General features: G+C 36.3%; 13 protein-coding genes and 2 pseudogenes. 6 read left to right on the top strand and 9 right to left on the bottom strand.

Annotated elements, in window-relative coordinates; translation table 11 throughout:
- Window positions 1-223 precede the first annotated feature (223 nt).
- Window positions 224-1,132, bottom strand: a complete 909-nt coding sequence (locus SB773_RS08190) for an acyl-ACP desaturase (protein WP_002030281.1) — start codon at window positions 1,130-1,132, stop codon at window positions 224-226.
- Between the two features lie 631 nt (window positions 1,133-1,763).
- Here SB773_RS08190 and SB773_RS08185 point away from each other — a divergent pair.
- Complete coding sequence (locus SB773_RS08185) at window positions 1,764-2,063, top strand: hypothetical protein (protein WP_002030282.1); 300 nt, start codon at window positions 1,764-1,766, stop codon at window positions 2,061-2,063.
- Between the two features lie 267 nt (window positions 2,064-2,330).
- Here SB773_RS08185 and SB773_RS08180 read toward each other — a convergent pair whose 3' ends face one another.
- The gene (locus SB773_RS08180) at window positions 2,331-3,185 is read right to left on the bottom strand and encodes a CvfB family protein (RefSeq protein WP_002011240.1); all 855 of its coding nucleotides are present in this window, start codon (window positions 3,183-3,185) and stop codon (window positions 2,331-2,333) included.
- Between the two features lie 284 nt (window positions 3,186-3,469).
- Here SB773_RS08180 and SB773_RS08175 point away from each other — a divergent pair, with 284 nt between their 5' ends.
- A complete protein-coding gene (locus tag SB773_RS08175; RefSeq protein ID WP_002030284.1) occupies window positions 3,470-3,961 on the top strand; it encodes a YajQ family cyclic di-GMP-binding protein in 492 nt (163 codons plus the stop codon).
- Window positions 3,962-3,979: 18 nt separating this feature from the next.
- Here the strand turns inward: SB773_RS08175 and SB773_RS08170 are convergent, their stop codons facing one another.
- Window positions 3,980-5,341 carry an alpha-amylase family glycosyl hydrolase gene (locus SB773_RS08170; RefSeq protein WP_410589403.1) on the bottom strand — a complete coding sequence of 454 codons (1,362 nt, stop codon included), beginning with the start codon at window positions 5,339-5,341 and terminating at the stop codon, window positions 3,980-3,982.
- Window positions 5,342-5,498: 157 nt separating this feature from the next.
- Here SB773_RS08170 and SB773_RS08165 point away from each other — a divergent pair, with 157 nt between their 5' ends.
- A complete protein-coding gene (locus tag SB773_RS08165; RefSeq protein ID WP_002011245.1) occupies window positions 5,499-6,731 on the top strand; it encodes an ammonium transporter in 1,233 nt (410 codons plus the stop codon).
- A 202-nt stretch (window positions 6,732-6,933) separates the two neighbouring features.
- Here the strand turns inward: SB773_RS08165 and katB are convergent, their stop codons facing one another.
- The 4 genes and pseudogenes from katB to asnB all read right to left on the bottom strand — a co-directional run bounded on the left by katB (window position 6,934) and on the right by asnB (window position 11,103).
- Complete coding sequence (katB, locus tag SB773_RS08160; RefSeq protein WP_410589401.1) at window positions 6,934-8,400, bottom strand: catalase KatB; 1,467 nt, start codon at window positions 8,398-8,400, stop codon at window positions 6,934-6,936.
- Between the two features lie 59 nt (window positions 8,401-8,459).
- Window positions 8,460-8,630, bottom strand: a pseudogene (locus tag SB773_RS08155) (ferrochelatase); the annotation flags it as partial.
- A gap of 160 nt (window positions 8,631-8,790) precedes the next feature.
- Window positions 8,791-9,066: pseudogene (locus SB773_RS08150) on the bottom strand (ferrochelatase); the annotation flags it as partial.
- Window positions 9,067-9,255: 189 nt separating this feature from the next.
- Window positions 9,256-11,103, bottom strand: a complete 1,848-nt coding sequence (gene asnB, locus SB773_RS08145) for an asparagine synthase (glutamine-hydrolyzing) (RefSeq protein WP_410589399.1) — start codon at window positions 11,101-11,103, stop codon at window positions 9,256-9,258.
- A 242-nt stretch (window positions 11,104-11,345) separates the two neighbouring features.
- Between asnB and SB773_RS08140 the strand changes: the two genes are divergently transcribed.
- Entirely contained in the window at window positions 11,346-11,900 is a 555-nt protein-coding gene (locus SB773_RS08140; protein WP_002140810.1) for a DUF2777 domain-containing protein, read from the top strand.
- A 57-nt stretch (window positions 11,901-11,957) separates the two neighbouring features.
- Here the strand turns inward: SB773_RS08140 and SB773_RS08135 are convergent, their stop codons facing one another.
- Complete coding sequence (locus tag SB773_RS08135; protein ID WP_002087025.1) at window positions 11,958-12,323, bottom strand: YisL family protein; 366 nt, start codon at window positions 12,321-12,323, stop codon at window positions 11,958-11,960.
- A 150-nt stretch (window positions 12,324-12,473) separates the two neighbouring features.
- Between SB773_RS08135 and rocD the strand changes: the two genes are divergently transcribed.
- Window positions 12,474-13,664 (top strand): ornithine aminotransferase, encoded by a 1,191-nt coding sequence (rocD, locus tag SB773_RS08130; protein ID WP_000616665.1) that lies wholly within the window; start codon window positions 12,474-12,476, stop codon window positions 13,662-13,664.
- A gap of 106 nt (window positions 13,665-13,770) precedes the next feature.
- Window positions 13,771-14,055: a hypothetical protein gene (locus SB773_RS08125; RefSeq protein WP_000925332.1), complete on the top strand. Its 285-nt coding sequence runs from the start codon at window positions 13,771-13,773 to the stop codon at window positions 14,053-14,055.
- 34 nt (window positions 14,056-14,089) lie between these two features.
- Here SB773_RS08125 and SB773_RS08120 read toward each other — a convergent pair whose 3' ends face one another.
- Window positions 14,090-14,989 (bottom strand): fumarylacetoacetate hydrolase family protein, encoded by a 900-nt coding sequence (locus SB773_RS08120; protein WP_410589395.1) that lies wholly within the window; start codon window positions 14,987-14,989, stop codon window positions 14,090-14,092.
- Between the last annotated feature and the right edge of the window lie 32 nt (window positions 14,990-15,021).

The following is a 15,021-nucleotide window of genomic DNA, read 5'->3' as shown; positions in this document are numbered from 1 at the left end:
AAACAATGTTATCGCCAATTTGAAACATATAATCCACCTCCATATATGGTAACCTTCTCAACCTTAACATATATGTGATTTTTTATCAAATATTTTATAATATCATAAAATCGTTTTTATCGTCAACCACTTTTTTGACAAAAATTAAATTAAGTAAAAAACACCCCAAAAACAATAGGGAGTGTGTCAGATTCCCCCGCTTATATTCAGAAATCTCTACTCATTAACGTAGATCAGTTTTCCCTTGAAAACGACCAAATCGATCCCGTATTTTTTTCAATCTTGTGTGGTATTCCAAAATCTCAATTCTTGCTTTTTCAGCTAAAGGCGCAATTGGTCGTAAGTCTTTTAGCCCCCAATAATCAACCACTACATCAAGTACTTGATCAAAATATTGTAGTGGTCCATAATTCGCTTCTTTTGCAATCACAGCCATTCTATTTTCAAAATCAGGCATGACGGCACCTGGCATTTTAAAATTCTTAATCACATTGGCAATATGATAGCAATAATTAGGTTCTAATTCCAAATGTGTTCGAATGACGTCTCGATAAAACGCATAATGAAGAGTCTCATCTTTGGCGAGACGACGTAATAATGTAGCAAGATCTGGATCATGCTTACTTGAAACCTTAGCTACGTTATTATAAAACACCAGCGTTGCAAGTTCTTGTAGCGTCGTATACGTCATTGCTTCGATTGGTGTATGAAAATCAGGCTCAAATCCACCCTCAACGACTGACTTTCTTAAATCATGTATTCGTTTAGGGTTCACACTTCGAGTGAGTAGTAAATATGTCTCCAATAAATTCGAATGTTGATCCTCTTCTGAGGTCCAAGTATGAATAAAGTCTGTAATAACAGAAAGGGATCCTTTAAAGGTCGCCGATAAATACGTTGTAAACCACGGTAAATTCACTTCTGTTAATAAAGCTGTCTCAATAGCCGTAATTACACCAGAAGGAAGAGTAACTTGACTTTCATCCCAAGGAACTCTTTTAAAGTCCATTCCCTTATCCCATGGTAAAAACTCATGATAACCCCAGTCTATCTTCTGCGCTCTTATTTTATGTTGTTCATACAGTTCTTTTAAACGTGGTTCTAATCGGAAATCTAAATCATTTGTTAGCATATATAAGTGCCCCCTTTTTTATCGTAGATAGTCATTCTATTTTTACATTCATTTGTATCCTTAAAAATTTTCTACAAATAAATATTACTTTCCTTTTTTTAAGTCAAATACAACAAATTTTTAACAAACCACTTTAAGAACGCTTTATTTCTATATGATTTTTTTCATATCAAAAGGGAAACCGTTACATATATTGTCCTTTTTTATAAAAAGGGTTCTGAGGCATACGATATGTTGCTTAGCCTAAATAAAAAAACTATCCTCAGCAAATAGAGGATAACATTCATGGATGAAGATACTCGTCATATTGTAAATCTTGGTGAGTATAAAAAGGTGCATATCCATAAAGAATCGTTTTATAATAAAGATTGATAAACAATTTATCTTTCATCCGTTTTCGCTACTTTCTAATTTTGTTATTGGTAGCAAAAACTTAAAAGATTAATGGCGTTTTATACACACTAACAATTTATTTAGATATAAGATATTAGATTAAGAAATTGCAAAATATATACAGTTGATAAGATAGCCTTAAACGACAATCCCCAACAAAATCACTGTACATTGGCTATGATGAGTTAGACCGAATTTTCGGAAACAGTATACAATACAAAGGAAAGAGGCGATAACCATGCAGTCAACGGAATCGTATATGAAGGAAAGACAACGTAGAGAAAAAATAGAAATAATATTTAATCACAGGGTAAAAGGAGAGAGTTATTTTCATGGTTCTTCCTATCAATGGAAAAACATTGTATATCAAAATTATAATAAGATACAACAAAAAGAGTTGGAAATTGAACAAATCATTTCAAAAATGGAAAAATCAGGAGTTCGTTTTACGCAGCACCGCTCGCTCATACACTATCCCATCATTGATTTTGTAAAATATATAGCTAAGATTTATAAGGAAACCCTCGAAACACAATAATCATATTTAAAGGAAACCTTTATAAAGTGTGTATTTTCGAAACTTTGTTAACTAAAAGCCCAAAAACTCATTTCAATATTCTTTTTATTCGAAATACTCTTCTTTCTTGTTATAATAAAAACCATAACGTATTCTAGTCGTTTGTATATCTTCAGATTTTGCGAATTTTATTATACCTTATTTACTTTTTATGTACTTTATAATAAAAAAAAAGAATTATCTCTTCTCTTAAAAATTAAGAGAAAAAATAGTTCTTTTTCATTTATCTTATTTCTTAAAGTAAGTCCAGCCTTCTTCTTGGTAAATCTTTTCTTCTTTCATCAGTTTACCAAGTGCACGTTTAAATGCAGCCTTACTCATATTGAAACGTTCTTTAATGTCTTCTGGGTTGCTCTTATCCCAAAACGGCATCGCTCCGCCTCGTTCTTCCATATATGCATAAAGTACTGCTGCATCATCTTCCATTCCTTCTTCTTTACGAGGAAGAAGTGAAATGTTAATTGTACCGTCGTCTTTCACGTCAATAATACGACCTGTTACGCGCTCACCGATGCGGACTTGTTCTTTTCTTTCTGTATGGTGTAAGAAAGCACGGAAATGCTCGTCAGTTAGTATGAATGAACCAACTTGAAGTGAGCGATACACACGTCCATTTACGTTTTTATTACGCATAGATGGCGTTGCATCTACGATAATTTCTTGCATATCACTGTCTCTTGCCGGAAGAGCAATTAAACGATCACGATTCGTTAATTTTAACGTACAATATAATTCGTCGCCTTCCTGAGGCCATACTGGCATATAAATTGGAAACTCATCAAGTGGAATTAGTATATCTTTTGATACACCAATATCAACAAACACACCTAAACTAGGAATAACTTCTACAACCTTTACCCAATTCCAATCATGTGTTGTAATAATTGGTTCCTTCATTGTTGCTGAAATACGATTTTGGTGATCAAGGTATAAGAATACATCAATCGTATCGCCTTCTGCAATTTCTCCAGCTAATTCGTTTTTATGTAGGAAGATTTCTTCCTCTTCGTTTCCAACCATATATCCGATTTCCGTTTCGCGTAAAACAGTTACCTGTTCAATCGATCCTAATTGCAAATACATATTTTTTAATTCCCTTCTATATATATAAAATTATCTTTTTTATCATTCCAAACAAAAGTTAATTATAACACGATTTTTCCTTTATTTGTCCAACTGCCCAAAATTCACTATAATTAAATAAAGACTGTATCTATAGGACTATATTCCCCTACGGATGACCCGTCAAAACACTTAAGTTGCAACACTCTATCTAATCGATGTATTTTCCGCTATACTTTAATATGTATATTACATAGCCTATTTAGGTGCATGAAAAGATAGAAATTTATTTGGAGGTGCTAACTATGGCAAAAGAGAGTTCTTTTGACATCGTTTCGAAAGTAGAATTACCTGAAGTAACAAACGCAATTAACATCGCATTAAAGGAAATCCAAAACCGATATGACTTTAAAGGTAGTAAAAGTGATATTAAATTAGAAAAAGAAGTACTTGTTTTAACTTCTGATGACGAGTTCAAATTAGACCAAGTAAAAGACGTTCTAATTTCTAAACTTGTAAAACGTAACGTTCCAATTAAAAACTTGGACTACGGAAAAGTTGAAACCGCATCTGGTAATACTGTTCGCCAACGTGCAACTCTGCAACAAGGTATCGATAAAGATAACGCGAAAAAAATTAACAACATCATTAAAGAAATGAAATTAAAAGTAAAAACGCAAGTACAAGATGACCAAGTACGCGTAACAGCGAAAAGCCGTGATGACTTACAAGCAGTAATCGCAGCCGTTCGCAGCGTCGACTTACCAATCGACGTACAATTCATTAACTATCGCTAAGAAAAAAAGATCCTCTATCTATACAGAGGATCTTTTCTTTTTAACCGCAATTAAAAAAGCAATAAATAACACGTTCACACCGACTATTAAGGAGATAAACAACCAATTCACACCTGTTTCTTCGCTAACTTTATACACATTCGACTCTTCGCGCTTTAAAACAAGATAAAACTTTCCGTTTTCTTCTCTTATAATTTCGTCTTCTAACAATCCTCTTAACTCTTGTTTTTCACCAATTGTACTTACAGGTAAGGAAACCTTTTTCGTCTCTTTCGTATTATTAATCGCTACTAGTGTTACTTCATCTTTATACTTTCGTTTTAATATACTCATTCCATCTTTATCATATAGAAGTTCAAACGTACCACGTCGTAAAGATGGTCTCGCTTGTCTAAGTTCACCTAGCTTCGTTATGTGCTGCATAAACTTTTCATCAGATTTGAAATCCATTAATCGTCTATTATCTGGAGCCTCTCCCCCATCTAATGCGATTTCAGTTCCGTAATAAAAATTCGGTATCCCCGGGGATGTTAATAAGTAAGTGATCGCTAGTTTTAAACGAGACGGCGGGTAATACATATTTTCTTTTGCAATACGTGCAAATCGCTTTGTTTCTTGATTATCTAAAAACGTAGCGAATTCCTCTTCTTTTCCACTCACATCATATAAAGGTTTCACAGACATGTCTGCTTTTGAAAATGACTCTACTATTTTTTTATAGTACTCATTATCTTCCTTTGTCATAATGTGAAAACCTTTCTTTACCTTCCGCAAATCCTTTTGCACTTCATCCCAAAAAGCACGCGGCTTTTTTTCACTATGTATCACATAACTTCCGTCTAAATCGACTTCTTTTATCCACCATTTCATCGAGTCTATTAATTGTTGTTCATTTTCTTCATACGGAAATTGAAAGACAACTTTCATTCCTTTTTTGTGAGCCTCATTTACAAGTTCTTTCACATCATTTTCTGTTCCGAAATGTTCATTTACTTTTTGAAAATTTCGAACGCTTAATCCATCATACTTTTCACTTTCAAAAAGCGGCGAAAGCATAATAGTAGTAAATCCCATTTCTTTTATGTAGTCCAATCTTTTTATAATCCCACGTATATCTCCGCCCTGATACCCTTCTAAATTACCAACGTCTAACTGTTTGTCATTTTTCGATTCTCCGTTATTAAAGCGATCAATCATAATGGAATATATAACTTCATCTCGCCATTCCCTTTTTTCTTCCGCAAAAGTATGTACTGGTACAAACAAAATAACAGCTAAACAAAAACAAATGAATAGTTCCTTAGTCCATATTTTTTTCACACGCATCCCCCAAACTTCCAATTGTAAGAATATTATACCAATTTTTAGAGCAAATCGCATACGTTGATTTTATCCCCCAAAAATACATCATGTTAGGTTTTCTAACATCCCCTAAAAAGTTTTCTGAATTTTTAGTTGATTTTTCTTTTCATTTCGAATATGATATGAAACATAACATATAGATGTTATTTTTTCTAACATCATAGGAGGAGAGAGAATGAATACGGGAGATACAGTTTTTATTTTTGTAACGACAGTAATGGTCATGTTGATGACACCAGGATTGGCACTTTTTTATGGGGGTATGGTTCGCAGTAAAAACGTACTCAGCACGACAATGCACAGTTATAGCGCAATGGCTATCGTTTCGATTCAATGGATTGTTATCGGTTATTCTTTATCATTCGGGCCAGATTGGCACGGACTTATCGGCAATCTCGATTGGTTCGGTCTAAACGGAGTTACCTACGCACCAAACCCAGACTACTCATCTACTATTCCTCACAATTTATTTATGATGTTCCAACTCATGTTCGCTATTTTAACTCCCGCTTTAATTTCAGGGGCATTCGCCGAAAGAATGCGATTTTCTGCCTTTCTTATTTTTATCCTTCTTTGGACAACAATCGTTTACAATCCTGTTGCTCATTGGGTATGGGGCGTTGGCGGATGGCTGAGAGAACTCGGCGCATTAGACTTCGCTGGCGGTAATGTCGTTCATATCACATCTGGCGTTGCTGGTCTTGTATTAGCTATTTTCCTTGGAAAACGAAAAAACATAAGCGGTACCTCCCCTCATCATTTACCATTTACAATGTTAGGCGCAGGCTTACTCTGGTTCGGCTGGTTCGGTTTCAACGTCGGTAGTGCATTATCTTTAAATGACGTAGCTTTAACTGCATTTATTAATACAAATATAGCCGCCGCTGCCTCAGCTCTAACTTGGATGCTTTCTGAATGGTTCTTCCAATCAAAACCGACTGCGATGGGAGCTGCTTCCGGGGTTGTTTCTGGTTTAGTCGCAATTACGCCGGCTTGTGGATTCGTTACACCTTTCTCCGCTCTTCTTATCGGAGCAATTGGCGGTATATTATGCTTCGGAGCTGTCTTCTTCTTAAAAAACAAATTCGGATACGACGATACACTCGATGCATTTGGATGCCACGGCATTGGAGGAACTTGGGGCGGTATTGCAACTGGACTATTTGCTACTACTACTATAAATAGCGATGGTGCTAACGGATTATTTTACGGAAACGCCACTCTCCTTTTCAAACAACTTGTAGCAATCGGAGCAACATATGCATTCACAATCATAATGACGTACGCCATTATTAAAGCCATTAACTTCTTCCTTCCTGTTCGCGTCGATGAGCACGAAGAACAAATGGGGCTTGATATTTCGATGCACGGGGAGAAAGCTTATGAGTATACAGAGCGAGTAAATTAAAAAAGAGATGCAATCTATTAATAGTAGATTGCATCTCTTTTATCGCACTGATTAGCATACTCCACCCTGTATTCCCGTAAATATATCGATCGTTTCTTTCAATATATCGATTTACCGACGAATTCCGACATAGCTAAAACGCAAAATACCCTGCATGATTTTACACAAAAAAGACGACCGTTTAACAGTCGTCTTTTCCTATTTACTTCGGAACATTCCCTACATACTGCGTAATATCAACATTTAACGCCCCTGCTAAACGCATTCCGTAGTCATGATCTGCGCGGAAGAAGTTGCAAATAGCTAGTAATTTTGTTTGCTCATTTACGCCTTTTAAGTCGTTTGTTAAGTTCGCAATTAAGTTGTCTTGCTCTTCTTTAGAGAATGAACGGTAACGCTCACCCGCTTGTTTGAAGTCATTTGGTTTTTCAATTTTTTCACGAGATACGTAGCCTTCTACTTTCATAGTTGAATCGCGGTAAGCCGGATCTTCCACTGGATTTTCAGTATGACGGCTCGGTTCGTAGTTTATTGTAGATGGGTTTTGATCCACTTGCATCGCACCATCACGTTGTTGATTACGAACAGCTGCGTATGGGCAGTTTACAGGAATTTGTAAATAGTTTGCACCAAGACGGTAACGCTGTGTATCTGGGTAAGAGAATAAACGACCTTGTAATAATTTATCTTCAGATGGTTCAATACCATTTACAGTTGCACTTGGAGAGAACGCCACTTGTTCTACTTCCGCAAAGAAGTTTTTCGGGTTACGATTTAACGTCATCGTCCCTACTTCAATTAATGGGAAACAATCTTCTGGCCATACTTTCGTTGGATCTAGTGGATCGAAGTCTAAAGAGTCCGTTTCATCTAGTTGCATTACTTGTACGTGTAAATCCCATTTCGGATAGTTTCCTTTTTCGATTGCATCGAATAAATCACGAGTTGCATGATTGAAGTCTTTCCCTTGCACTTCTTGCACTTCTTTCGCACTTAAATTACGTACACCTTGCTGTGGCTTCCAATGATATTTAATGTAAACAATTTTACCTTCTGCATTAATCCATTTAAATGAATGTACGCCGAATCCTTCCATTTCACGGTAGTTTGCCGGTGTACCATAATCAGAAAATACCCACGTCATCATATGTGTAGATTCTGGAGTTAACGTCATGAAATCCCAGTAACGATCTGGTGTTTGAACATTTGTATCAGGTGCTGGCTTTAAAGAATGCACCATGTCAGGGAATTTAATTGCGTCACGAATGAAGAAAACCGGTAAATGGTTACCTACGATATCATAGTTTCCTTCTTCTGTATAAAATTTAACAGCGAACCCACGCGGATCACGAGCTGTCTCTGGAGAACCTTGACCATGAATAACCGTTGAGAAACGAACGAATACAGGTGTTTCAGTTCCTTCATTTTGTAAAAACGCTGCTTTCGTATATTGCTGCATGCTGTTTTTCGTTACGAATACACCGTGAGCACCTGCACCACGTGCATGCACAACACGCTCAGGAATACGTTCACGATCAAAGTGAGCAAGTTTTTCTACTAAATGATAGTCTTCTAACAATACCGGTCCACGGCGACCAGCTGTACGAGAGTTTTGGTTATCTCCAACTGGAGCACCTTGGTTTGTTGTTAAGCGCTTATTTGGATTCATCAAGGGTGATCCTCCTCTTTCCTTCATAGTAATTATTATTTATTTAAAATTATTATAAACTAATTATTATTCAAAATTAAATCCTTGTCAACTATTTCCTTCATTTTTTTGGAAACAATTTCAGCTAAACAATCAATAAATACAGATTGTGAATTGGGCATATTTAGTCTAAAATATGCGGCATTTAATTCATCAGTTACAACTTTACATTCATAATCGGTGTCATATAAAGTGAAACTTTAATCAGTGGGGGGGTTGTTCATCCCACACTGATTATTAGTTGAACCAATCGGGCATTTACGGGCAGTTGATCTCCCACCTAACTTCTTTGCTCCAGCTGAATTTTGAGGTGGCAGTTTTACTGCCCACAAATAGCGGGATAAAACTCCTAAATCGAGCAATGTGTTTTAAACCTAAGTAACAAACAAATTCATACTCTGTAAACATTTTATTCATTGAATCTGTTAATTTATGCGCCTGCTCTTTCATTATTTTCCCAAGCGGTGAAATTCCACCAATTGCTTTATACCATCCGATTAAATTTTGGAGCGCTTCTTCAGATGGCTTACGGCCATGACGAATGTGAGTATAATAAGCTTCTACATCATCTAATGACTCCGGTGTTCCATATGCCATTACAAGCAAACCTATTTTCTTCTTCGTCATCTATATAGCACCTCAATTTTGGAAATGAGAATCTTTTTCAAGAACATTTGTTTCCAATTATAACAAGCAATAATAAGTACGTCAAAATAATAATTCTAAATAAGTATTATTTCTAATATGATTTCGAATTTTATATGACAATTTATTTAAGAAAAAGAGCGGCTCACATAAATATAAGCCGCTCTTTCCCTATTCCTTAATATTTACCCCATACTCTTTAAACCAAACATGAATTTGCGCTAAATGAGCTAAAAGCTGCGGCCCAGTCATTAATTGACCAAACCATGGTTTTTGAAATGCACTGCCGCCAGACTCGATCAATCCGCTCAATTGCTCCTTATCGAACAATTCATGCAAAATTGAGCCTTTATCCGTTAATAAATCTTGGAGCCATACTGTTACTGCTTTTGTATAGTGCGGGTTATGCGTTTTCGGATACGGACTTTTCTTTCTATACAATATATCATTTGGAAGTAATCCTTCTAACGCCTTACGCAATAGACCTTTTTCGCGGTTTTTATACATTTTCATTTCCCAAGGAATATTCCACGCATATTCGACAAGTCGGTGGTCCGCAAATGGAACGCGTACTTCTAAGCTTGCCCCCATACTCATACGGTCTTTTCTGTCTAATAATGTTGTCATAAACCATACCATGTTTAAATAAAATAATTGTCGTCTCTTCGCTTCTAATGGGCTTTCTCCCTCTAAAATAGGAACTTCTTGAATGGATTCTTCATAGCGTCGTTGTACATATTGTTGTAAATTTAATTTATTTCTCCATTCTTTCTTCAGAAGTTGTTCACGCGCTTCTGTAGAACGCATCCACGGAAATGCACTTGATTGTAAATCATCTTCTCTATAAAACCACGGATAACCGCCGAATATTTCATCTGCACATTCTCCAGATAAACCGACGACAAAATCTTGTTTTATTTCACGGCAAAACCATAATAATGAAGAATCAATATCTGCCATACCAGGCAAATCGCGAACGAGTACTGCTTCTGTTAAATACTGTGCTAGTTGTTCATTAGAAATGACGCAGCGATGATGGATTGTTTGAAATGTCTCTGTCATTAAATTAATAAATGGCGCATCTGAATTCGGCTGAAACGCATTCGCTTTAAAGTATTTTTCGTTATCTTCATAGTCAACAGAATACGTGTGTAATTGACCTTTCCCTGATCTTTCATACTCTTTCGCGGCAATTGCTGTGATAGCACTTGAATCTACACCTCCTGATAAAAAAGTGCATAGTGGTACGTCAGAAACTAATTGTCTCGTAATCGCATCTTGTAATAAAAAACGAGTTTTCTCTACTGTTTCTTCAAATGAATCTTCATGTTTTTTACTTTCTACATTCCAATATCTCCATATGCATAAACCGTCTTTTGAGAACGTCATTGCATGACCCGGACGCAGTTCTTGAATACCAGCATATACACCGTGACCAGGCGTTCTAGATGGTCCGAGGCCAAATATTTCTGACAACCCTTCTAACGTTACTTCCGCCTTCACATCTGGATGCGCTAGTATCGCTTTTAACTCTGAACCAAATAATAATCGTCCGCTATCATATTTATAAAAAAGCGGTTTTACACCTAATCGATCTCTGGCAATAAAGACTCGTTCATTTTTCTCATCCCATACTGCAAACGCATATATACCGTTTAAATGATCGACACATTCTTCTTTCCATTCAATATAAGATGCCAATAGTACTTCTGTATCGGAATGCCCTTTAAATGTATAACCTCTTCTTAATAACTCTTTGCGAATATCTTCTGTATTGTAGAGCTCTCCGTTATAGCAAATCGCATAACTCGTTTCGTCTTTTAAACAAGTCATGGGTTGTTTACCACCTTCAGGATCTACAACGATTAACCGTTTATGCCCAAATGCGACGTTCCCTTTAATCCAAACTTTATTATCATCTGGACCGCGTTTCGCTAGCGTTTCCGCCATCTTCGTCACGATGTCCCTTTCCCCTTCTAATGAGCGTTTATAATCCACCCATCCTGTAATCCCGCACATAAGAATCATCCTTCCTAATCTAATATCTGTTTCTGAACGTGCAGTAATCCCCACCCTATGAGTGCGGATACATAAAAACAACAAACTTGACGATAACTAACTATCCACATATGGAATAGCAGTTTCACAGTGTAAAGCGTGTTTTATTGTATGCCCATCTATCTTTAGGTGTGTCTAGTTATAAAGAACGTACGAACTGTCCATAACAAGAATAACTATTTCTATAAAAGGAGAAATGAACTATGATACAACGCAAACACATTTTGTATAACCAACCGCGCGCTCATACAGTCGGTAATGTAGAATATATAAACAAAGAATGGGTATTCTTTGATGATGAAAATGATGAGGCTTTTCTATTAGAAGATATTGCTGAAGATGGTTTTGAAATTTTATATAACAACAATTGGCTACCAGCTCGTTTTTATGAACAAGATATATTACAAATTGCAAATGAACAACATTCTCTCCAAAACGGGGAAATGATACGAATTCGAAAAAAATTACTTCTTAGCTATAATGAATGGCTTGAGGAATTACCTGACTCTGTCTTTACATTATTAACCGAATCATTGCAATCACTTAATTACTCTTTATATGATTGCATGTATTGTCATAATTATTTATCCTTCTTGCCAAAAGAGGAAGCATGCGAAGGAGTAAATATTCTTTTATTCGATAACGACGAAATGATTTGTACATTGCAGCATCATTTTGTACGCCACTCTTCCTCTAATAAAAATATTTTGCGATTTACGAAAGTAAACGGAGAAGAGTTGCATATTGATGCGACATAAAATAAAAACCACCTTATCTCCCAAATATTTGAGATCATAAGGTGGTTTTATTTTTTATTAGAATACTTTCCAACCAATCGGTAATTTCAGTCCAAGGTAAAATACCGCTACTAGTGCAACAATAAATAATCCCCAAAATGCCCCTGTTGCTTTGTTCTTGCTCATTTTCACAAGAACCATTTCCATTCCAGCGATTACTAATATACCAGCTAGCATTTTCATGCCGTACCACATGTGCATGCTACCTGTTGCCGTCTTCACAATACTCATGTACAACATGAAACCTGTCACAATAATGATGATATACATAAGGCGAAGCCCCATATGTACACCTTTACCTTTTCTTCCTGCTGAATAAAGTGAATACGCAACGAAGAATAAAATTAATCCTAACGCCCATGCTGTAATATGCATATGTACCATCGTATCCCTGCCTCCTCTTTTTCACACTTTTTCACTCTATATGATAACATGTTCATATATTTTCAGGAAATGTTTCGCTTTTTTATATTTAAATGCTATAATATTTAGAGTATTTACAAACTTCTTGTAATAACAAAAGGGGGAACAATCATGATTCAAACTAAGGATATTATCGAACTTACAGACACATACGGGGCAAATAACTACCATCCACTTCCAATCGTTATTTCTAAAGCAGAAGGCGTTTGGGTAGAAGATCCTGAAGGAAACCGCTATATGGACTTATTAAGTGCATATTCTGCAGTAAACCAAGGTCATCGTCATCCAAAAATCATTAACGCTTTAATTGACCAAGCTAATCGAGTTACGTTAACTTCTCGTGCTTTCCATAGCGATCAATTAGGTCCTTGGTACGAAAAAGTTGCGAAACTAACAAATAAAAATATGGTACTTCCTATGAATACAGGCGCAGAGGCTGTTGAAACTGCAATTAAAACAGCTCGTCGCTGGGCTTATGATGTGAAAAAGGTAGAAGCAAACCGTGCAGAAATCATCGTTTGTGAAGATAACTTCCACGGACGTACAATGGGTGCTGTTTCTATGTCATCAAACGAAGAGTACAAGCGCGGCTTCGGTCCAATGCTTCCTGGCATTATTGTAATTCCTTATGGTGATTTAGAAGCGTTAAAAGCTGCGATTACACCAAATACAGCTGCATTCATTTTAGAGCCAATCCAAGGTGAAGCAGGAATTAACATTCCACCAGCTGGTTTCTTACAAGAAGCTTTTGAAGTATGTAAAAAAGAAAACGTTTTATTCGTAGCAGATGAAATCCAAACAGGCTTAGGCCGTACGGGTAAAGTATTTGCTTGCGACTGGGACAATGTAACTCCTGACATGTACATACTTGGTAAAGCACTTGGCGGCGGCGTATTCCCAATCTCTTGTGTTGCAGCAAACAGCGACATTTTAGGTGTATTCGAGCCAGGTTCTCACGGTTCTACATTCGGTGGTAACCCACTTGCATGTGCTGTTTCTATTGCAGCTCTTGAAGTATTAGAAGAAGAAAAATTAACAGAGCGTTCTCTTCAATTAGGAGAAAAACTAGTTGGGCAATTAAAAGAAATTGATAATCCAATGATTACTGACATTCGCGGTAAAGGTTTATTCATCGGTATCGAATTAAACGAGCCAGCTCGTCCTTACTGTGAACAACTAAAAGCAGCTGGTCTATTATGTAAAGAAACACACGAAAACGTAATTCGTATTGCACCACCTCTAGTAATCTCTGAAGAAGATTTAGAGTGGGCGTTCCAAAAAATTAAAGCTGTACTATCTTAATCATAGTGAGGTTGTCCTAAATATAGGACAACCTCTTTCTTTTTTTAGTAGTTTATCGTAAAATAAAATTGAATATTCTGTTTTTCGTTTAAAAGGGGGTAACTGTATGCTATTGAAATACGGTAAACACATTAACAATTTAGCTACAATTTTTATTTCTATGACATTCATCGGCTTCATATTATCTACAACTTTACTCAGTCATTATTCAACTCCTAATACATTCACACTACTCAAAACATCATTTTGGGCTGCTGTTTTCCTTACAATTATCGGTTTTGGCCGTGAGAGAAGCGCACTTGCAGTTATGCTAATTGGAATTTGTACTTTAGCATTAATCGGATTGTATATTTTCGCCATCATAGATTACTCCGTTAATCCACGCCCATAGAAAAGAGCTATCTTTTCACAAGATAGCTCTTTTTTCATTTCACTATATTTCTTAACGTACCAATTCCCTCTACTGTAATAACAACTTCATCACCAGCATGTAAAAACTTCGGTGGTGTAAAACCTTTACCAACACCAGCTGGTGTCCCTGTTGCAATGATATCTCCTGGCTCTAATGTCATGCCTTTACTTATAGTTGAAATAATTTCTTCTACTGAAAAAATCATTTCTCTCGTATTTGAAGTTTGCCTTACTTCTCCATTTACCACTGTTTCAATGTGTAATGCATTCGGCGTTCTAACCATCGATTTATGAATTAAATACGGTCCCATCGGACAAAACGTATCAAAGCTTTTCCCTAGGAAAAACTGTTTATGCTTCCTTTGAATATCCCGAGCAGTTACATCATTTATAACTGTATATCCAAAAACATGCTCAAGCGCTTTTTCTATTTTTATTTGTTTCCCTCGCTTACCGATAACGATTGCTAGTTCACCTTCGTAATCAAGTTCATCCGTTGCATGAGGATGCCCATTAATTTTCTCATTTATACCAATAACTGTTGTTGGTGCTTTCGTAAAGATCATTATATTTTCAGGAATAGACTCTACTCCGCCCATTTCCACTGCATGCTCACGATAGTTTTTTCCAACGCACAAAATATTCTTTCTCGGCCTTGGAATCGGTGCTAATATTTTCACCTCTGTTAACGGATAATACGCCGCTTCTCCGTTTTCCTTCGCCCAATTTACAATTTCACATACTTTCGCGAGGCATTCACTTCCTCTTTCAATACACTCTAACATTGTAATTGGGATTGTAACCTTTTCACCTTTTTGTCTTTGCGCTTCTCTTAAATGTAGTACCTTTTCTTCCTCTTCATCAACAATACCAACAAATACCTTCTCTTCTTTCTTCGCCGTTACAAAACGCAATATTTCCACTCTCCATCCTAAAACTCATACCG

The organism is Bacillus sp. SIMBA_074 (assembly GCF_046534555.1).
Classification (GTDB): domain Bacteria; phylum Bacillota; class Bacilli; order Bacillales; family Bacillaceae_G; genus Bacillus_A; species Bacillus_A mycoides.
Note: the sequence above shows the minus strand (reverse complement) of the source record. Positions and strands in the feature narration are given on the sequence as shown.